Raw genomic sequence first — 20,592 nt, 5'->3', positions numbered from 1 at the left:
CAGGACCGCCGCCCGCATCCTCATCGACGTCGGGACGCCAGCAGCTTCCCCACCGCCGGGCACCTGGCCGCCTACGCCGGTCTCGCCCCCGCCACCCGAGCATCGGGCTCTTCCATCCGAGGGGAACACCCCTCCCGACGCGGCAACAAACAACTCAAACGCGCCTTCTACCTGGCCGCGTTCGCCTCCCTACGCGAACCCCCGTCCCGGGCCTACTACGACAAGAAACGCGCGGAAGGCAAACATCACGTCGCCGCTCTCACCTGCCTCGCCCGGCGCCGGATCGACGTGCTCTACGCGATGCTTCGCAACGGCACCTTCTACCAGGCCCCGACCCCCTCACCGGCTTGACGAAGGACATAGGGGCACTTTTTCAACCACCCGGGTCGTCCGGGTCCGCCGCCGCGTGTGGGGATTCCCGCCGGGGCCGAGGTTGCCACCCGACAAGAGCTGAGGATTTCGGTCGTTCCAGACCCCCGTCGCGGAATCCCGAGCTTCGGGCTTCCGCTGTCACCGCCTCCGCCTCCGCCTCCGCCCCTGCCCCTGCCTCTGCCCCTGCCCCTGCCTCTGCCCAAGCCTCTGCCTCTGCCTCTGCCTCTGCCTCCGAGCAAGAAATGAGGTTTCTGGCTGCCGCAACAACCGAAATCTCACTTCTTGCGGATTACCAAGCGACTCCGCGCCCTATTTATCGCTATTGGCATGAGTCGCGCTACGTTGCGCGGCGGCGCGCGGACCCCCGCGGTGGCTCGCCGTGCGGCGGGTGGGCACCGACCACCAGGTCGACACCGGGGACCGGATCCGCCACTTCTCGGGATCTTGCCACCCGCTCCAGCACGACCAAGATCCTCAACCCTTCGGATGGCGCGCCCCTGCGGCCTTCGATCACGGACTCCGCGCGACGCGAACCGGTGATGTCCCCGGCCCGCAACCGCCGCGTGCGAGTGTGGCGCCATGGCTGATCGGAACGCGGGATCGAACGGATCGAACGCGGAGTTCGAGACTCTGGCGGTGCACGCCGGCCAGGAGCCGGACCCGGCGACCGGAGCGGTGGTGGTCCCCATCCACACCGCCTCGACCTTCGCCCAGGACGGTGTGGGCGGGCTTCGCGCCGGCTTCGAGTACGCCCGCTCGGGCAACCCGACCCGCGCGGCGCTGGAGACCAGCCTCGCCGCGCTCGAACATGGCGCCGAGGCCCTTGCCTTCGCCTCCGGGCTGGCCGCCTCGGACGCCCTGCTGCGCACGGTCTGCCGGCCGGGCAGCCACGTCGTCATTCCGGCCGACGCCTACGGCGGCACCTACCGCCTGTTCGCCCGGGTGCTGGCCGAGTGGGGCGTGGAGCACACTGCCGCCGATCTCAGTGATCCGGCCGCCGCGAGCGCCGCGATCCGACCGGGCTCCACGGCACTGGTGTGGTGTGAGACGCCGACGAACCCGCTGCTGGCCATCGCGGATATCGCGGCGCTCGCCAGCATGGCCCACGGGGCGGATGCGCTGCTCGTCGTCGACAACACCTTCGCCTCGCCGTACCTGTGCCAGCCGCTGACGCTGGGGGCGGATGTGGTCGTCCACTCGACGACCAAGTACCTGGGCGGGCACAGCGATGTCGTGGGTGGCGCGGTGGTGACCTCCTCGGCCGAGCTCGCGCAGCGGGTGCGTTTCATCCAGAACGCGGCCGGCGCGGTGCCCGGCCCGTTCGACGCCTGGCTCGTGTTGCGCGGCGTCAAAACCCTGCCGGTACGGATGGACCGGCACTGCGCGAACGCCCGCGAGGTCGCCGCGCTGCTGTCCGCCCATCCCGCGGTACACGCGGTCCACTACCCGGGCCTGCCGGGGCATCCCGGCCACGATGTCGCCGCGAAGCAGATGCGTGACTTCGGCGGCATGGTCTCCTTCCAGCTCGCGGCGGGTGCGGCGGGAGCGCTGGCGGTGTGCGCGGCGACCCGGTTGTTCACCCTCGCCGAGTCGCTGGGCGGGGTCGAGTCGCTCATCGAGCATCCGGCGAGCATGACCCACGCCTCCGTCGCCGGATCACCGCTGGCAGTGCCCGACGATCTCGTCCGGCTCTCGGTGGGCATCGAGGCGGTCGACGACCTGCTGACCGATCTGGAGCAGGCGCTCCGCACGGGGTGACCGGCAAGTCAGGCGAAACCGGCGCATCCGCCGACCACGCCCGACACAACCATGAGAAAATACATCCACACTCGCACGTCAAGATGGCAAGGTTTCGACAAGCCCGACGCCATATGACGAAAGTCCCGAGATCCGACCAGGACGACGACAGAGCGGCGCGAAATCGTTACCGTCAGAGCAGCGTCGCGATCATCTCTTTCCGGAGACTGATGAACCTTTTCCATCTCACGGTGCACGGTCAGGGATGCCGCAGGTCCGCGTCGACGACGGAAAAGGTCCAATCATGAGATTACGTCCGGATCATCCGGGCTTCTGCCGCCGTGACCGGACAACGACGCCCAGGAGTAGGGGATGGACGAAGCGGCAGACAGACGGTTGGTCGTTGCCACTTGCGCGGCCACAGCCGCACTCGCGCTGGGCGGATCTCGCCTCATGATCGCCCCGGACGACCGAAGCCAGGACACTCTCGACCGGATCGAGACCGGGCTCGCCACCATGGCCCGCCGCTGGGAGACGATGGCGCCCACGGACCTGGTCGACCGGCTCGATGTGATCTCCCGGCACACCGAAGCGATGTCAGGACAGCGCCAGCCCGCGGCGATCCGCAGGGACTGGCGCCGTACTCACAGCAGGGTTCTCGTCATGTCGGCGGTCGCGCAGGGAGACAACGGGCTCTCCGCGCGCGCGGTGGTGTCGGCGCGCACGGCGCTCGTGCTGGCCCGCCACGTGGGCGACGCGCCGACCGCCGCCCACGCCGGAGTCGTCCTGGCCGAACTGGCCGCCTACACCTTCGACAGCGCCGACGACGGACTGTCGCTCGCGATGGCCGCGCGGGCCACCGCTCCCCACTCCCACACCGCGATCCTGGCCATGACGACCGAGGCCAACATCCGCGCCGGTCGCGGCGAGCCCGCGGACCGGGTGATGGAAGTGATACGAGAAGCCGAGAGCCTCGCTCGCGGGGCGGCGCCCGCGGCCCAGGGCTACGCACTCGACGGCCTGCATCCGGGCTATCTGCCGACCTTCGGTGGCGCAGCGCTCGTGGGGGCGGGAGCGCTGTTGGAAGGGCGCCGCCGCCTTTCCAACGCCGCCGCCCTGTTCGACCGCTCACGCGCACCCGGAGCACTGGCCGCAGTGCGCCTCTACCAGGCCTCCGCCGCGATGCACGCCGACGCGCTGGACGAGGCTCAGACGCTGGCTACCCGAGCACTGGCCACCTCGGCCGTGCGGCCCACCGCCTGGCTGACCAACGGGATCATGTCGCTGGCGACTCGGGCCCGGCGTCGCGGAGCCGACTGGGCCGGCCTCGTGGCCCAGGCCCGGGAATGGGCGCCGGTCGCCGTGTAGTTCCGCCATGGGTTGGCGTTGCGGCCGATATCGAGGCCTGTGTTGCGGTCGACGTCGCGGTCCATGCCGGCGGCGCGGGCCTGCCGCCAGGACCTCGCATCAGCCACCCGGGCGCACCAGGTGATGGTCAGCGCGCTCACCGCGAGAACGAACAGCAGAGCGAACAGTGCCAGCACCGGTGAGCCAGTCAGGGCGTCAACCAACCAGCCCCTCGGGGCAGCGGCCCCGTCGAGCAGCGAGTGTGTGTCGGCGCGAATGGGCGGAGGTGTCGGCAGTGCGGCCGGAACGGACGGTGGACCTACGGAATGCTGAGATAGCGAACTCAAAGACACGGCGGCACGGTAGCGGATGGCCGATCAACCTAACCAATTGACCTGATCATTCGCAGGCAACTGCAGCCCGGACCGCTCAGCTTCTTTTCTGGCAGACCTTCCCCAACACCTCTCTTATTGAGCCTTTTCCATCTCGCGTTTATCGGGTGGTGTTGTTGCAGCTCGGATCCGACGACGGAAGAGGCTCATTGACACACCTACCCTGGCAGCGAACTCCGCAAGGCCGCTCCATTGGGGCTTGTCCGTGGGCTGACGAATGCGCGCGGAAGGCTCACCGTCCAACCGCGAATGCACACCATACGCTCATGTGGTCATTTTTTGCACGCCACCCAAACCAGAACCCTCCGGACTGGACAGTCAGTATCCTGCATCACGGCGGGAGCGATCCGGGCACACCTCGGACACAAATCCGGTAGAACCTTCGAGATCTGGCCGGAGAAACGCCGGAATCTACGCCGGCCACCGAGTGCCGCCTCAGTTCCCGGCGCCGGCGCCGGGAACAGGCCGGAGCCGGCCCGCAGATCACACCGGGATCCGCGGTGGGGCGGGCCGGATCATCCGGGCCGGATCATCCGGGCCGGATGGACGGCACCCGTCACCGGCCCGGGGCAGGCGGGGCAGGCGGGGCAGGCGGGGCAGGCGGGGCAGGCGGGGCAGGCGGGGCAGGCGGGGCAGGCGGGCGCATGATCCTGGCGGGTGCGGCGAAGACGGTGGAGCCGGCGGGGACATCCGTCGTCACGATGGAGCCGGGCCCGATCCGGGTGTCGTCACCGATCGCGATCGGACCGATCAGATGCACGCCCGGAGCGATGTCCACCCGCGCACCGATTTTCGGAACATCCGCAGGCGGGGCATTCGTCCGCGCATACCCGATGGTCACGCTGTGACGAATGATGGTGTCATCGCCGACCACGCAGTACCGCGGAATCATCACGGCCTGGTGGTGCCCGATCAACACACGACGTCCGATGCGGGCGTCGACGGAGATCTCTGTGCCGTACACGTTGCGGATGACGATGTTGTTCACCGCCTTGAAGGCGATCAGGCCGATCCGGCCGACCAGACCCCCACGTTCCAGGCTCCATCGCCCGAACCGGTGCACCGCGAGCACCTGAAAGCCCGGATGCAGCCACGAGCCATAGTGGACAGCCCTGTCCTCACGGAGCTGTTCGCGGAGCGATATGGCGGGCCGGGAGTCGTTGGACGTCCCGGTAGGCACAGTGCCGGCCGACTCACCGAGCACCGCTGAGCTCCTCGATACACGCGCGCAGCTCGCCGACGTTCGAGAAGGAGGCGAGCCGCTCGTCGGGAATCCGCACGTCGAACTCGGTCTCCAGCGCGTAGATCAGGTTGATGTGCGCCAGCGAGTCCCAGCCGGGTACGTCATCCGCCGTCGTGGTGTCGGAGACGACCAGGGCATGGTCGCTGAAGATCTCCTGGAAGACCCGCGCGAGGCGCTCCTGCACCATCAGCCGGCCACCTCCTGCATCGTCTGTGCGGATGTCCCCGCGTCTGGATGGCCGACGTCCCCCGAACGGGGCTCGGGCGGCCTGGGTTCACTCGGGCCCGGCTGGTGCCGGCGGGTGTCGACGACCCGGATGAGGCCTGGCCGTTCAGGGGTGAGCGCCACCGGCAGCAGCCAGTGGGTGGAACCGTCGGCGCCGCCCTGGGCAGCCCCCGAACGCTGGAAGCCCAACCGGGCATACAGATCCGCCACCAGCGAGTTCTTGGCGGTCGGAAGGTAGTGACCGCGCACGGCCGTGCAGCCGAGGCGCCGAGCCTCCGCAACGATCAGCTCGGCGAGCTCGCACTCCAGCGTGCGGCCGATGACCCGGCAGCTCATCAGCCAGGTGTCGACGTCCAGCACCGCGGTGCCGGCGACCAGGCCCCCGTCAGCGTCGGCCAGGTCCCCGTCAGCATCAGCGTCGACGGCGGCCACCCGACGGGCGATCACCACCGCGACCAGGCCGTGATCAGCGAAACGGTCGGCCAGCCGCACGCAGATGATCGCGGTCGCCGGATCGGCCGCGAGCTCGGCGACCTCGGCCGCCCCGCGCCGACGGGTCGTCAGATTGAACTGGTTGGTCTTCCCGATGAGCTGGACGACCCGGGGCAGGGTCAGCTCATCGAGCGGAACCACGGTCGCGACCATCTCGAGCCCGCGGTGGAACTCCTCCAGCGATGACGCGGAGGCTTCGAGCTCGACGGCGCGGGCCCTGGCCCGGTACTGCTCGGTGCGGGCTGCGTCCTCCGCGGTCAGCGCACCCGGCTCGAAGAACGGGTAGTCGGCGAGCGTCCGCACATACTCGTGCGGATCCTTCGGCAGTGCGATCACGTCAACCTCGGGAACGAGCTGGCGCACCACCTCACGCTCGGCCGGGTTGTCGTCGACGAAGACCAGGGAGTCCAGGCCGACGCCCAGCGTCTGGGCGATACGCCGGATCTGCGTCGGCTTGTCATCCCAGGACGCGCTGAACATCGCGAAGTCGTCGAGGCGCAGCCGCATGGCGGGATGTCGCTCGAAAGCCGCACGGGCGTCCGCGTCATTGTTCTTCGAGCACACGGCAAGGACCACGCCGCGTTCACGCAGCAGGGCGATGTACTCCTGAAACTCGCTGAAGGCCTCGCCGGCCGGGCCGTCGCCCAACGCGATGCCCGCGAGACCGTCCTCGCCGAGTACTCCGCCCCAAAGGGTGTTGTCCAGGTCGAGCACGAGGCACTTGCGGCTGGTGCCGAGCTGGGCGCCCAGCACCGCGGCGGTGTGCCGGGCCAGCGCGGGTACGTGCGCGAGGGAGACCGCCTGCTTGGAGCGGTGCCAGTACCGCGGGTCGAACCAGCTGCGCTTGCCCACCGTCGCCGCCAGGCGCTCGCAGTCCACGAAGGAGACCTGGCCCGAGCCGACCCCACTGCCCCCGATGCCCCTACTGCCTCCGGCGCCCCCGTTGCCTCCGATGCCCCTACTGCCTCCGGCACCCCCGTTGCTCCCGCTGCCCGCGCCTCCGACGCCCGCGGCGGCCAGGCCGAGCGCCACGTTGACGGCCGCGAGCAACGACGATCGGGCGCCCGATGCCTGCCTGGCAAGGTGGCCGAACGGTTCGGTCTCGGGCACCACGAAGGTGTGCTGGATGACCCCTGCCCCGAGGCTGCCGGTGATGATCTGCCACAACGACGTCCACCGCGCCGCCTCGACGGCGACGGCCTGCTCGGGGTCGCGCGCGAACGACGGCAGGGCCGTGTCGCCTGCGTGCACCGCGAGGATCACGACGTCCGGCCTGAAACGGTGCAGGCCGCTGGCGGGATCCAGAACCTCCTGCCGGTACTGGCCGTAGCCGCACTCGTACACCTCGACCGCGACACCCGCGCGCGCCGCGGCAAGAGGCAGCAGCGCCGCGAACTGTGCCGTGGTGTAGCTGCCGAGCACCGCGACTCTGGCCGGCCGCAACGTGAGGCCCGCTGCGGGAAAGGCCCGGCGCAGCACACCGGCGGCCGCCGACCAGCAGGTGAGATCGCCCCCGGCATCGGTCATCGCGAGCGCCCAGCGCACCGCGGCGGCGGGGTCGCCCGCCCGTTCATGGGCAAGGGCGAGATCTCGGCACAGGCCGGCCGTCGGCACCTCGGTCATCGCCGCGGCACCGGCCAGTTCCTCGAGGCTCCGCGGACCTGTCCGCAGGGGATCAACCATCGATCGAATTCCTCCCTGGGCGCCGCTCGCGGGCCGCCTCCGTTGGGGAGATACAGGACTAACTCTACCCTTACGTAAGAGTAGCCTGTCGGATGCGGATGATCTCCGGACTGTTGCCCGAGAAGCCACTCGACGACCACGCCGCCGCGCCTGATCAGGTGACAGCGCACCTGGCGTCGTTCCACGCCCCGCGGCGACAGCCCCGCCCCGCCAGCGGAATGCACCGGATTTCAGCGAGTCCCACTGCCCGGCCAGCCGACACTCACGCTGCCAGGCAGCGCAACGGGCCCACCACGGCGACGTAACGACCAGGACACTTCCGCGCGTGAGCGTACGAACATCGCGCGACGAGCGACCCGTCCGATCTCCAGCGGCGGCGCTCGGGCGCGGTGCGGCACCACTCGCCGGTTCACCTCCGGTCTACTTCTGATCGGCGTCCGGCCGGCCCGACCCCGCGGAGGCACCGATGACCCAGGCAACGTGTGACGTGATCGCGCAACGCCAGCCCTCGGAGGAGGGCGCGGCGGCTACCTCGCGGAGCGTTTTCACCGCGACCGACAGTGCGGACTTCCGTGCTGTTCTCGGGCATTTCTGCTCCGGAATCGTGATTGTCACGGCGATGGACGACTCCGAACCCGTCGGCATGACCTGTCAGTCGTTCAGCAGCGCATCGCTCACTCCCCCACTGGTCATGTTCCTGCCCGCGCGGACGTCCACCAGCTACCCGCGAATCCGGGCCGCCGGGCGCTTCTGCGTGAACGTTCTCGACAACCGCCAGGAGGCGGTGTCCTCACAGTTCTCCAGGAGCGGCACCGACAAGTGGAGCGGAATCAGCTGGACGCCGGCTGAGAACGGGGCCCCCGTGCTCGACGGCGCACTTGCCTGGATGGAGTGCACGCTGCACCGCGAATACGACGCCGGCGACCACGTGATCACTCTCGGTCTGGTCGAACGGCTCGGCGCCGCCGCAACCGGCGAGCCCTTGCTCTACTTCCGCGGCGCCTACGGCCAGTTCCTGGCACGCTCCTGAAGCGACAGTCGCGAAAACTCACAGGAGGGCCCTGTCATGCCGCAGCGTCGAGTTCTCAGTGTCGTCGGCAACCCCAAGCCGAACTCGCGCACCCGCACGGTGGCCGAGGCCGTCGCCGCCCGGGTGGCCGCCGCGATCCCTGCCGAGGGCGACGTCGTGACCGAGGTGATCGAGGTCAGCGCACTCGGTCCGGGGCTGCTGGGCTGGGGTGACCCGGCGGTGAAGGAAGCCGTCGCCTCGATGCGGACGGCGGACGCCCTGGTCGTGGCGACCCCGACCTTCAAGGCCACCTACACGGGGCTCCTCAAGCTGCTGCTCGACCAGATCGGGCAGGGCGAGCTCGGTGGCGTACCAACCGTGCCCGTGCTCGTCGCCGGGGCTCCCGAGCACGCGCTGGCGGTGGAGGTGCACCTGCGCCCGCTGCTGGTGGAGATCGGCGCGTCGTGCCCGACCCGTGGCGTCTTCGTGCTCGATTCCACGCTTCCCGAGCTGCCCGCCCAGCTGGACACGTGGGCGACGGCCAACCTGGCCGCCATCACCGCTCTCGTCGAGTCCCGAGCCACGGTGTCGCAGGACCTCGGCTGAGATCCGCGTCCTGTACCCGTCGCTTACCCGTCGCCGCCGGGTACAGGACGCCGGCGCCGCCACCGGCGCCCTCAGAGGACGTCCCAGGCCACCACCGGACGTCCCAGGCCACCGTTCACGGGCATGCCTCGGCGAGGCCGGCGACGATGTCCCAGACCGACACGTCCGGCGGTCCAACGCCCAGGCCACCGTCGTCCGTGCGGTAGCAACCACCGTTCCCGCCTTCCGCCGGTGGCACCCGCGGGTTGCCGCCTGGCGAGCCACCCGTATCGCGAGCCTGGCCGCTCTGAGCCGCTTCGCCTCGGTCCGGGCTCAGGTCCGCACCGCCGGTGGACGATCCCGTCGTGTCAGCCGTGTCACCGGTCGACAGAGATCCCGATCCCGCGGCGTCCGTGAGGTCCGGTGCCTCCGGCGACGACGACGGCCACGGCGTGATCCCGCGGAGGCCAGGGGCCGCTCCCCCCGGTACAAGGCCCGGCGGCACCAGAGCACCCGGACCCGCCAGGTCCTGGCCGGGTCGGACGCCGGCCGGGAGCCCATCCCCTGGAAACGCCGGCCCTGGGGACGCCTGGCCTGGCAGGACCTGGCCAGGCAGGACCTGGCCGGGCAGCACCTGCCCCTGCGCTGTCGACCCTGGCATCGTCGGCCACGGCGGGACGACCGGCTGTGCGTAGGAGCCCGGGCCGCCGGAGCCGAACGGCGCGGGGAACTGCCGGACCGCCGCGCGTGGCAGTCCGCTCCCCAGGTCGCCGGTGCGCCCGTTCGTCGGATATCCGTCGGAGAGGCTGGGGTCCGTGCCGAGCGGCCGGGCGCTCACCGTCGCGTCCGGCCGATCTCCGCCCGTGGCGAGCACGCCGAAGGTCGCCACGGCAACCGTGAAGCTGGCCGCCGTCAGCAGGCCCGCCATCGGGCGATCACCGATGCCCAGGAAGCCGATCCGGCCGCGGAGCAGGCCGACGATCCCGACCACCAGCGCGATCATGGCAAGGGCCGCGAGCACGCCGCTGATCAGGGCGATCACAGCTTGCCCTGCGACGTCACGCTTTCCCGCATGCGCCCCCCAGCCACCGATCCGATGTCCGCGGGAACGTACCTCACTCAGGGTAGCCGGATGGTCTCAATTGCAGGTGTGTCGGCGACTCGAGGGCTACCCGACAGCTGCCCGACGTCTGCCCGAGCGCTGCCCGGCGATCCAGCCCAACCGAATCTGCGTCTACGCGATGGCCGGCTCACGCCGGCTCCAGGCCACCGCTACCGCCGTTACCGCCGCTACCACTGCTGCTTCCGAGCAAAAAATGAGGATTCTGGCTGCTGCAGCAACCGAAATCCTCACTTCTTGCGGATTGCCAAGCGGCCTTATGCCCCGTTTAAACGCTATTGGTCGAAACGACCAACATCCTCAACTCTTGCGATCGCCGGACCTAGCCCGGTAAGCATGGCTCGACACCGACCTCACTCACCGCTTCACTTCCGAGCCGCAGGCTTCGACGCGGCAGGCTTCTGAGCCGGTTTCGACCCAGCCGGTTTCGACCCAGTCGGCTTCTGAGCTGCCGACCTCGACGCGGCAGGCTTCTGAGCCGCAGGCTTCGAGGCCCCAGGCTTGGACGCCATTGGCTTCGAGGCAGCAGGCTTCTGAGTCACGGGCTTGGCCCCCGCAGGCTTCGACGGCTTCTGAGCCACCGGCTTCGACGCAGCAGGCTTGGCCGCCGCAGGCTTCGACGCCCCAGGCTTCGACGCGCCAGGCTTCGACGCCCCAGGCTTCGACGCGCCAGGCTTCGACGCCGCAGGCTTCGAGGCGCCAGGCTTGGACGCCACCGGCTTCGACGCCCCAGACTCGGACGCGGCAGGCCTGGACACCACAGGCTTCTGAGCCGGCTTCGCGGTGCTGCTCTGGTGTGCCGGAGCCGAGGTACGTGCGGCGAGTGGCGAGCGCGCCGCACGTGACGAGGGCCTCCCGATGATCGACCGGGCGCGGGCGAGCCTGTCGACCGACCGCCGGACCTGGGTGGAAAGGGCGCCGATTCGATCGCCTCCGGCCGGCTCCGCGGAACCGATCGTGCCGGCCGCGACCGCCGCGGTGGTGCTCGTGGGCCACCAGGGGAACGATGGCATCTGTGCCGGTGAGGGGCTCGCTGTCGCCGAGGTCGGGCCGGACGAGACCGCCGAGGCAGAGGGCGACGGCCGGGTCGTCGGCGTCGAGGCCGGCCCGGAGGTGGTTCTTGTCGCCGGCTTCGATGTGGGCGAAGCCGTGGTGCGAGGACGGACACTCGCGGACGGCGTGGCACGCGGGCTCGCGGAGGCCGTCGCCCGCGGCTTCGTGGAGGGCGTCGGCGTCGGGGTCGTTCTGGATGCCGCACCGCCCGGCGTCCGGCTCGTTCCCGTCGTCGGCCGCGGAGAGCGGGACGAGGACGTCGAGGGCGACGGCGAGGCTGTCTCCCCGCCGGCGGCCGTCCCCGCACCGGTGGTCGGCGGGTAGGTGCGGGTCGCGGTCGGGGACGGGTGCTCCAGCCCTGGGATGCCGGTCACGCTCGACGGTGTGGACGAGCGAGGCCAGGTCGTCCCTCCGGGTGTGGACGCCGGCCGCGGGCTGCCGCCGGTGGCGCCGCCTCGCGGTGCGGCGACCCCGCCGGAGGAGGTGCCGGTCCCAGATCCGCCGGGGTCGTCGGGGGACCTCTGTTTGAGGTCAGGATCGTCCTCGGGGTCCGGGCCGGCCGACGCGGGTTGTGACCTGGTGGTGGTCTGCGGCGCCGGGCGCGGGGACGTCGACGCGTCGGCGGCGCCGCTGCCCGTACCCGGGTCGTCCGGGGTGCTCGGGCGGGCTGCCGCCACGGACTCGCCCGATCCACCGAAGCGCACCGCGATGGCGCTCAGCGCGAGCACCGCGGCGAGACCGGCACCGGTGACGATCCCGGCGGTCCGGCGGTCACGTATCCAGGCCCATTCAGCGACACCGCGCACGAGCCCAAAAAGGCCCGCGAAGACCACCAGGCCCGCCACGGCAAGAAAGAAGACGATCATCACACCCCCGGAGGCAGGCAACGGGCTCAGCCTAAGAGGCCGACCGCCACCTTCCGCTACGCCATAACTACAGTGCGCTTCCAGCAGTGCGAAACTCGAACCGCAGCAAACTGTCCAGAGTCAGGATAGGACCGGACGTACCTACCAAGGTCACATCGGGCTGGCGTCACACCCGTCCGTGCAACTCTCCGTACTCGTCTGATCGCCGTCGCGCCGCGCGCAACCGATCACCGCAGGCCGCGAGGACTGCACTCAGACAGCACCGTGCGGGATCCGCCGCAGGATGCCGTCGAGATCGAGACCTGGCGGAAGCGTGCCGAAGGCCAGGCCGGCGTCACCCCCACCCGGGCCACGCAGAACGCGTCCGCCACCGCCGGCGGGGCGTGCCGCACCAGCAGCGCGCCCTGCAGGAGCAGCGCCATCCGCTCGACCAGCCGGCGAGCGACCAGCTCCAGCTCGACCGGCTCGTCGGCGGTGAGGAGGGCGTCCAGGTCGTGGCGCAGCCGGCGCCAGGCGTCGTCGAGGTGGCGGTTCCCGCCGGCCGCCGCGTCGATCTCGGCCGCATAGGCGGCGAGGCTGGCCGGCTCGCGGCCGAGGGCGCGCAGCACGTCCAGGGCGTTGACGTTGCCCGAGCCCTCCCAGATGCCGTTCAGCGGCGCTTCGCGGTAGAGCCGCGGCAGCCCCGAATCCTCCACGTAGCCGTTGCCGCCGAGGCATTCGAGCGCCTCGGCGACCATGGCCGGCTGACGCTTGCACAGCCAGTACTTGGCTAGCCCGGTCGCGAGACGGAGGAACGCCCGCTCGCCCTCGTCGCCCTGTTCGGCCCGGTCCACCGCGCCGGCCACCCGCATCACGAGCGTGACCGCTGCCTCGGATTCCAGTGCCAGGTCGGCCAGCACGTTGCGCATCAGCGGCTTGTCGACGAGCAGCGACCCGAACGCCGAGCGGTGGCGCACGTGATGTGCCGCGGCCACCAGGGCCGCCCGCATGCCCGAAGCCGTCCCGATCGCGGAGTCGAGTCTGGTGAGCGCGACCATGTCGATGATCGCCCGCACACCCCGGCCCTCCTCCCCGACAAGATGGGCCAGCGTCCCGTCGAACTCCGGCTCGGCGCTGGCGTTGCTGCGGTTGCCGAGCTTGTCCTTGAGCCGCTGGATGAGGAACGGGTTGCGGCTCCCGTCCGGAAGCACCCGGGGCACCAGCAGGCACGACAGCCCGCCAGGGGCCTGGGCCAGCACCAGGAAGACGTCGTTCATGGGCGCGCTGGTGAACCACTTGTGGCCTCGCAGCAGGTACGTCCCACCGCCGACCGGCGTCGCTCTGGTCTCGTTGGCCCGGACGTCCGAACCACCCTGTTTCTCGGTCATCCCCATGCCGGCCAGCAGGCCGCGCTTGCTCTCCGGCGGACGCAGGCCGGGATCGTAGACGGAGCTGGTCAGACCGGGCAGATACGCCGCGGCGAGGTCCGGTGCCGTCCGCACGACCGGCACCGCGGCGTAGGTCATCGAGACCGGGCAGAGGTGGCCATGCTCGACCTGGCCCCACACGAGAATCCCGGCCGCCCGTGCCACATGCGCGCCGGGCCGGTCCGCGGCCCACGCGGACCCGGCCAGCCCGGCCCGCACCGCCACGGTGAGCAGCTCATGCCAGGCCGGATGGAAGTCGACCTCGTCGATCCGGTTGCCGTACCGGTCGTGGGTCCGCAGCACCGGTGGATGACGGTTCGCCTCGTCACCCCAGGACTGTGCCTCGGCGCCGCCCGCGAGCCGGCCGAGCCGGTGCAGCTCCTCCGCCTGATCGCCGGCACCCTCACGGACCAGCGCCGCCAGCAGCGGGACGTCCTCCGCAACGTCATGGCCGACCAGCGGAGGCGGCTGGTTCGTCACCCGGTGGGTCGGACCGCCACCAAACGTCGTCATCTCCGGACCTCCCGGTCTGCCCGGGCACCGTTGACGGACGAGCCCCGGCCCACGATCGCTACGGGGACATCTTCGCCTGCCGACCGCGCACCCGCTGCCGACCGCGCACCCGCTGCCGGCCTCGGCCGGCAGCGGGTGCGAGTGGGAGCGCCCGCGGGAGCACCACCGGGAGCGGTCATCCAGGAGACGTCAGCCGATTCCCTCGGCAACGCTCCAGCCACGGACCATCGGGCGCGCACCCACGCACCTCAGCGCTATCTCGACGACCTCCCGCACCACCGGTTCGGCCTCCCTGCCATCGCGAGGCAGGTCCTGGGCCATCGGGACCGGGCCGGCGAGCACCTCACCGATCGCGCCCGTCAGGGCCGCCGCGGCGACCACCGGATCCTGGGTGGGCAGCATCCCCGCCTCGACCCCCGCGCGGATCAGAGCCGCGAAGACATCCCGGTAGCGCCTGCGGAAGTCGCGCCGCTGCGCCTCCAGCGCGGAATCCGACGGCGCGACGAGCAGCGCGTGGACCAGGCCTCGACGCGCCAGCACCCGCCGGGTGAACAGGGCGACCGCCAGCACGAGGCGATCCACCGGATCTCCCGCGGCGGTGAGGCCGACGCCCCGCGCCGGGCTGGGCTCGCCGGCCGCCGCGCGGATGAGTTCCACCTCCTGCGCCGCGGCTCGCCGGAAGACCTCGCACACCAGCTCCGACTTGGACGGAAAATGCTGGTAGACGGAACCGACCGACATGCCTGCCGCTGCCGCGACCGCCGTGACGGAGGCGCCGGCCCAACCGGCTTCGGCGACGAGATCCGTGGCCGCCGCGACCAACCGCTCACGGGCCGCGGCGAGCCGGTCATCCACAACGGCAGGGCGACGGTAGGGCACGGAGAGAGTGAACCATCGCTCGCGCCCCTGAACCACGACGCGGGCGGAATTCAGCCCGGAGCGGCCAGCACGATCAGGCTACTGCATACCGCAACCGGACGCGGCGCACGCGGACCCGAACCGACAGGCGCGGACGCCCAGCGAAACCCTTTAACGAGAAATCGTTCTCCGGACACGGAGGATTCAGGACGGAGCCGGTAGCGAGGCGCACCCGGAACAGCCCGACGCCGGACAGCCATGACCATCACCCCGCACCACCAACCCGACCGGGGCGCGGCAATCGATTTGACACCGGCTGGAACCGGCGGCTTTGAGTCACGCCCTTTCTACCACACCGACCATCCGCCGATCCGCCCGTAATCCCACAGGCTCGACATCCCAACAGCCCTTTCTACTGCTCCCACTGCGCACCAGTAGCGCTGTGTCATGTCAACCAAACCGCGCGACAACTCGCCGCCCTCCGCACAGACAAGACGAGGACCAGCAGGTTCGCTCGACCACCAGTCGGATCGCAGGGAGCGACGCCCTCCCACCATCTCAATCGATGACATGATCGAAACTACGGAGCGTGCATCCATCTGAGACCTGGCGGCAGCGGCTGGCCGACCTTGCCACCGCTACGCTTCCGCATGATCGCTACGTGCTGCGAAGCGGTCGGCGCCCGGCTACCTTCCGGCACGGAGAGACCACTACCGGGCACCCGGAAGCCACGACGGTCCCCTGCCGCGAGAGTGACCTACGGCGTGCCACACGGGCCATCACCCGCACCACCGACGGATTGGCAGCTGTGGTCCCGCAGTGAGCGATCAGCGGCCACGCACCAGTTTGACCGCACAACGATCATCGGCTGAAAAGGCTCCGTGCTACACACATGACCTGGCGGATTCCTGGCCACCGGCAATTCGTCCGGCCGGGCACCGGTGACGAAAGAACGCGGCGACCTACCGGCCAGCGAAAGTCTCGAGACGCACACTCGTATGCTCTTGCTGCCGGGATTGCACAGACCGCGGCAATACCACGGTCCAGATCGGTTCCGGCACGAGGCCGTCATGCCGACGGCGAGATGGTGGAGCGGAAACCGACTGATGACGATGGCCCACCGGCGGCGCTGGACGGCGACTGACGAACACGCCCGGCCACCGGTCAGGCGGCGGTTGTGGTTCCATAACCCGGTCCGGCCTGCCTGTTCACCCCTTCTGAGTGGCGTCCTCGCGATCCTCGTGCTGAGCGCAGTGGCACTGGTCGTCGGCGGGCGCTGGCTCGACGGCGCCGAGAGCACCCGCCTCACGGGCCGCGCGAATCTGATCAGGAACCTGGCGAGCTGGGAAGCCGGCACCGACGACCCGGCCGATCTGCGCGCCCTGGTCGACAGCACGGCTTTCGAGCGCGGCAACTCCGGTCTCAACAACCAGTTGGCAGCCAGGTTCCAGTTCACCACCAGCGGCGACACCACCCTGCTGGTCGCGTTGATCGACCGGTCCGGGGCGCCCCTCACGATCAGGCCGGCGCACGAGACCCTCGACGTCACGGACCTCGGGCCCGCCTGGGCGACCGCCTGGCGCGGCGACAACGCGGTGTCACCGGTGTTCAGGCTGAACGGGCTGGTCGTGCGGGCAACCGTCGTCCCGGTGGGCGGAGCCCGCCCCTGGGCCGTCCTCGTCAGCGTCTCCTCCGAGGAATCGGGCGCCCAGCTCGGCACCGCACTGGGCTCGCTGCTGCGACTACCCGGCAAGGGCTCCGTCTCAACAGTCGATCCGAACGGCGTCGCGCTGGTCTCCACGGACAGAGCCCTGATCGGAACCCGGGTGCTCGACCCGGTGCGGCTTGGCGAGGCGCGACGCTCGGCCGGCAAGCCCACGATCTGGGCCACCGGCGGCGAGAACGGCTACACCCACATCGCCGCGGCCCAGCCGACCACCGGGTACTTCACCTACCTCGCCCAGCCGACCAGCCAGTTATACGCACAGCTGCGGACCCAGCACTCCCACCGCCTGGTCACCCTGCTGGTGGTGACGGTCGTCGCCGTCCTCTCGATCGCCGCCGTCGGTCTGCACGAGCAGACGCGCACCCTTCGCCGGCGTGACGATCTACGCTCCCTGCTCGCCGCCAGCCGCGACATCGTGATGACCGTCTCGGCGGACGGCCTCCTGGAGTTCGTGAGCCCGGCGGTGCTGTCCCGGCTCGGGCACGACCCGGACGCGCTTCGCGGGCGGCAGCTTTCGACGCTGGTTCACCGCGCCGACACGCTCCGGGTCGCCGCGGTGCTGTCCGAGCTGTCCGAGGCGCACCCCTCGACCGTGATGAACGTCCGGCTGTTGTCCAGCACCGGCGGCGAGCACTGGTTCGACGTGTCGGCGCGGCGGCTCGCCGACACGATTCGTCCAGGACGAGTGGTCCTCACCTGCCACTCGATCGAGCGGCGGCGGGTTCTGCTCGACGAGCTCGGGTTCCAGGCCCAGCACGACCCGCTTACGGGCCTGGCCAACCGGGCGACCTTCGATGATCGCCTCGCCACCGCACTCGCCGACCGGGAACCGGCCGAGCCCGTCTCCGTGCTGTTCATCGACCTGGACCATTTCAAGCCGATCAATGACACCTACGGGCATGCCGCCGGCGACCGGGTACTGACCGTCGTGGCCGAGCGGCTCACCGCTGTGCTCACCGCCGTACCTGCCGCCGGCGCGAAGGCGGCGGCCCCCGCGGCCGATGCCGTGCCGCCGATGGCCGCCGGCACACCCACGCCCTGCCGCTTCGGCGGCGACGAGTTCGGTGTCGTCCTCCCCGGCGTCGACGAGGAGAGCGCCGCCGAGCTCGCCGAGCGCATCGGCGCGGTGCTGCGTGAACCGATCGTTCTGGACACGGCCGAGGTCACTGTCGACGCCAGCATCGGCGTCGGGGTCACCCGCGCCGCGTGCCCACCCGAACACCTGGTCCGGACCGCGGACGAGGCGATGTACCGAGCCAAGGCCGCGGGCCGCGGCTGCCACGCGCTCAGCGTCGCCGAGGCAGGGGCCGAGGCCGTAACCCACGCCACGGACCGCGGCACGGACCGCGGCACGAGCGTGAACAGCCACGCGATCGTGAACAGCCGCACGGGCGTGAACAGCGATGCCGCGGTCGACACGGGCGTCGGCGCAGGCGCCGGCGAGAGCGTCGACGGGAGCCCGATCACGGGCCGGCATCGGACGGAGCAGGAGCCGGCCAGCCCGGCACGGACAGCGCTGTCGGCCCCGGGAAGCTCCGTGGCATCGCGAGCGGTCCCAGCGCCGGCAGGCGGCGACCGGGCGATCTCGCGACGGTGGCGCGGACGGGCGGGCCGCGGCGGCCGCGGGGCCGCGCCGTACCGGCCGGGCGGCGGGCGTCGGCGGCGGCTGACCGCCGTGTTCCCTTCCGTGACGGTGCTCGTGGTCCTGCTGGGCACAGCGGCCACCGGGCTGTCCGTGGAAGCCTCCGCGGGCGCCCGGGCCCAACGGCAGCGGTTGGCGGCCGGCGCGGCGCTCGTCGAGCATTTCGCCGAGTACGCGCACGCTGTCAGCGATCCCGCTCGGCTTACCGGTGCCGTCTCGGAGTTTCCGTGGGACCTCAACAACCACGCCGCCCTCGTCGAAGCCCTGCGAACCATGGCCGCGACACCGATCGCCGGCCCCAGCGCACTTCTCGCCGTGGTCGATCGGACCGGCAGGCCGATGGCGGTCGAGCCGCCCGGGGCGGAGGTGCCGATTCCTCCGAACAACCCGCTGTGGGCCCGCTCCAGTCAGGGCGGGGCGATGACTCCGCTGCTGCCGGTCGCGGGCGGTGACCGAATCTGCACCGTCACCCCGATCCTGCGGGATGGCGCGACGGCCGCTCAGCTCATGATGTGCCCGACGAACATCCTGCCGGCGGCCCGGATCCTTCGCACGACCGACGGACTGTCCAGTGACCTCGGCCAGGGCGGCATCTCGATCCTCGACCAGAACGGCCAGGCGATCCTGGCCTGGGACGGGACTCTGGTGGGCCGCGTCCTGGTCGACCCGGCCGAGCTTGTCGGCATCCGCAACGGCGAGCCCACGCAGGTGCACTCGCGCAGCGGACCCGACACGATCGCCGTCGCGGCCGCGATCAAAGGTGGCGGCTACGTGCTGCTCGACCAGACCGCCGACGTGGTCGAGCAGAGTGTGCGGGAGCATCGTCCACTCGGCAACGGGCTGCTCTTCGGCATCATCGGTGTGACGATCATCGGGCTCGCGGTCTCCAACCGGCGGCAGGAGCGCGCCATCCGCCAGGACCTCGACGAGCTCGGCGTCCTCCTGCACGAGGCGAGCGACATCGTCATCCTGCTCGACCGCGGCGGGCGGCTCGCCTTCGCCAGCGCGGCGGTCGGCAACCTGCTGGGCCGGGACAGAGCGACGATGGTCGGCCATGACCTGCTGCGCTACGTGCACCCCGACGACCGGCCCGCCGTGCGCATGCTCCTGAGCACACCGCTGGACGGCCCGTCGCTACAGGATGTCCGGCTCGAGACGCAGGACGGCACCTACCGCTGGTTCGACATCGAGGCCGCGGCCTGGGAGATGCCGGCCTCGGCGGGGCAGCCGCATGTTCCCGTCCTGACCTGCCGGGAGATCGGGCAGTGGCGGGGTCTCACCGAACAGCTGCGTCGACGAGCCCGCCACGACCCGCTCACCGGCCTGCCCAACCGGGCGGCGCTCGCGGAGCACCTTGAGACGATCTCACGCGATCAGGCGGCCTTCGCGATCCTGCTCGTCGATCTCGACAGGTTCAAACCCATCAATGACACCTTCGGACACGCGGTCGGTGACCACGTGCTGCGCGTGGCCGCGGCGCGAATCCGACGGATCCTCACCTCCGAGGGCGACACCGGGAGCGACATCGACATCGACGACGAGGGCGAAGGCGACAGCCGCGACGACGACGCCGCTGGAGATGCCGCGTATGGCTGCGCCGCGGACACCACGCAGTCGCGGTCGCCGGATGGAGCGCGGTCGCCGGATGGAGCGCAGTCGCCGGATGGCACGCAGTCGCTGGTCGGAGCGGGCGACGGGTCCGGCGGAGCTGCCATGGGCCTCGGGGGCGGTGAGCGGTACGACGAAGGACGACGCCGGTTGCGCCGGCCGTCGTCCTGGCTGTGCGGCATCGCGGGGCGGGCCTGGTACCGGCCCGAGCGGGGAGCGGTGTTCCGCGTGGGCGGTGACGAGTTCGTCGCCGTACTGGCCGGGTCTACCGCGCCCACCGGTGGACTGGACGTGGAGACGGTGGCCTGGGACGCCGCGGATCGGATCACCTCGGCGCTGCGCCGGCCCATCCTCGCGGACGGGCAGCTGGTGTCGGTGGGCGCCACCGTCGGCGTCGCGCTCTCCCGCGGGGTGGCCGACCCGCAGGCCGTCATCGGGCTGGCCGACGCCGCCATGTACGAGGCGAAGCGGGCCGGCGGCGGCCCCCCGGCCGCACCGCTCACACCCCCTGCGCGCCGCAACCGCGCCGGCCGGATCACCCTCGCGGACCCGACGGATCCCGCACGCTCACCGGATTCCAGGCACCCGATGACGCGAACGGACCACACGAACGACACAGTCAGCAGGGACGGTGTCGGCGGTGCAGGCAGCCCGCTTCCCGGAGCAGGTGTCGAGCACGTATGGTGACCAATGCTGGCACATCGCGACACGAGAC

12 protein-coding genes and 2 pseudogenes are annotated in these 20,592 nt (G+C 70.9%); 8 read left to right on the top strand and 6 right to left on the bottom strand.

What is annotated here, in order from left to right:
• From FREUN1FDRAFT_RS10645 to FREUN1FDRAFT_RS10635, 3 genes and pseudogenes are all read left to right on the top strand, one after another.
• Window positions 1-351 (top strand): annotated as a pseudogene (locus FREUN1FDRAFT_RS10645) (transposase); the annotation flags it as partial.
• A 600-nt stretch (window positions 352-951) separates the two neighbouring features.
• The gene (locus tag FREUN1FDRAFT_RS10640) at window positions 952-2,130 is read left to right on the top strand and encodes a cystathionine gamma-synthase (RefSeq protein WP_006540032.1); all 1,179 of its coding nucleotides are present in this window, start codon (window positions 952-954) and stop codon (window positions 2,128-2,130) included.
• Between the two features lie 351 nt (window positions 2,131-2,481).
• Complete coding sequence (locus tag FREUN1FDRAFT_RS10635; RefSeq protein WP_006540031.1) at window positions 2,482-3,477, top strand: hypothetical protein; 996 nt, start codon at window positions 2,482-2,484, stop codon at window positions 3,475-3,477.
• Between the two features lie 927 nt (window positions 3,478-4,404).
• Here the strand turns inward: FREUN1FDRAFT_RS10635 and FREUN1FDRAFT_RS10630 are convergent.
• The 3 genes from FREUN1FDRAFT_RS10630 to FREUN1FDRAFT_RS10620 are packed head-to-tail and all read right to left on the bottom strand — an operon-like array spanning window position 4,405 to window position 7,491.
• A complete protein-coding gene (locus FREUN1FDRAFT_RS10630; RefSeq protein WP_006540029.1) occupies window positions 4,405-5,052 on the bottom strand; it encodes a serine O-acetyltransferase in 648 nt (215 codons plus the stop codon).
• Window positions 5,042-5,278, bottom strand: coding sequence for an acyl carrier protein (locus FREUN1FDRAFT_RS10625; RefSeq protein WP_006540028.1), 237 nt, complete (start codon window positions 5,276-5,278; stop codon window positions 5,042-5,044). Before FREUN1FDRAFT_RS10625 ends, FREUN1FDRAFT_RS10630 begins: the two co-directional genes overlap by 11 nt.
• Window positions 5,278-7,491, bottom strand: coding sequence for an HAD family hydrolase (locus FREUN1FDRAFT_RS10620; RefSeq protein WP_006540027.1), 2,214 nt, complete (start codon window positions 7,489-7,491; stop codon window positions 5,278-5,280). Before FREUN1FDRAFT_RS10620 ends, FREUN1FDRAFT_RS10625 begins: the two co-directional genes overlap by 1 nt.
• A gap of 466 nt (window positions 7,492-7,957) precedes the next feature.
• Here FREUN1FDRAFT_RS10620 and FREUN1FDRAFT_RS10615 point away from each other — a divergent pair, with 466 nt between their 5' ends.
• Window positions 7,958-8,521: a flavin reductase family protein gene (locus tag FREUN1FDRAFT_RS10615; RefSeq protein ID WP_006540026.1), complete on the top strand. Its 564-nt coding sequence runs from the start codon at window positions 7,958-7,960 to the stop codon at window positions 8,519-8,521.
• A gap of 36 nt (window positions 8,522-8,557) precedes the next feature.
• A complete protein-coding gene (locus FREUN1FDRAFT_RS10610) occupies window positions 8,558-9,106 on the top strand; it encodes an NADPH-dependent FMN reductase (RefSeq protein WP_006540025.1) in 549 nt (182 codons plus the stop codon).
• A 115-nt stretch (window positions 9,107-9,221) separates the two neighbouring features.
• Here the strand turns inward: FREUN1FDRAFT_RS10610 and FREUN1FDRAFT_RS10605 are convergent, their stop codons facing one another.
• Entirely contained in the window at window positions 9,222-10,127 is a 906-nt protein-coding gene (locus FREUN1FDRAFT_RS10605) for a hypothetical protein (protein WP_006540024.1), read from the bottom strand.
• A 678-nt stretch (window positions 10,128-10,805) separates the two neighbouring features.
• Between FREUN1FDRAFT_RS10605 and FREUN1FDRAFT_RS43665 the strand changes: the two genes are divergently transcribed.
• Both FREUN1FDRAFT_RS43665 and FREUN1FDRAFT_RS10600 read left to right on the top strand, forming a co-directional pair.
• A complete protein-coding gene (locus FREUN1FDRAFT_RS43665) occupies window positions 10,806-10,976 on the top strand; it encodes a hypothetical protein (protein WP_157474605.1) in 171 nt (56 codons plus the stop codon).
• A gap of 186 nt (window positions 10,977-11,162) precedes the next feature.
• Entirely contained in the window at window positions 11,163-11,582 is a 420-nt protein-coding gene (locus FREUN1FDRAFT_RS10600) for a hypothetical protein (protein WP_157474603.1), read from the top strand.
• Window positions 11,583-12,376: 794 nt separating this feature from the next.
• On the opposite strand, the pseudogene FREUN1FDRAFT_RS10590 reads toward FREUN1FDRAFT_RS10600, so the two are convergent.
• Window positions 12,377-14,043 (bottom strand): annotated as a pseudogene (locus tag FREUN1FDRAFT_RS10590) (acyl-CoA dehydrogenase family protein).
• 189 nt (window positions 14,044-14,232) lie between these two features.
• Entirely contained in the window at window positions 14,233-14,922 is a 690-nt protein-coding gene (locus FREUN1FDRAFT_RS10585) for a TetR/AcrR family transcriptional regulator (RefSeq protein WP_035951238.1), read from the bottom strand.
• A 1,220-nt stretch (window positions 14,923-16,142) separates the two neighbouring features.
• Here FREUN1FDRAFT_RS10585 and FREUN1FDRAFT_RS10580 point away from each other — a divergent pair.
• Window positions 16,143-20,564 carry a diguanylate cyclase domain-containing protein gene (locus tag FREUN1FDRAFT_RS10580; RefSeq protein ID WP_369809785.1) on the top strand — a complete coding sequence of 1,474 codons (4,422 nt, stop codon included), beginning with the start codon at window positions 16,143-16,145 and terminating at the stop codon, window positions 20,562-20,564.
• Window positions 20,565-20,592 lie beyond the last annotated feature (28 nt).

The organism is Parafrankia sp. EUN1f, assembly GCF_000177675.1.
Lineage (GTDB): Bacteria > Actinomycetota > Actinomycetes > Frankiales > Frankiaceae > Parafrankia.
The sequence above is the reverse complement of the archived record's forward strand: the minus strand, read 5'-3'. Positions and strand labels throughout refer to the sequence as shown.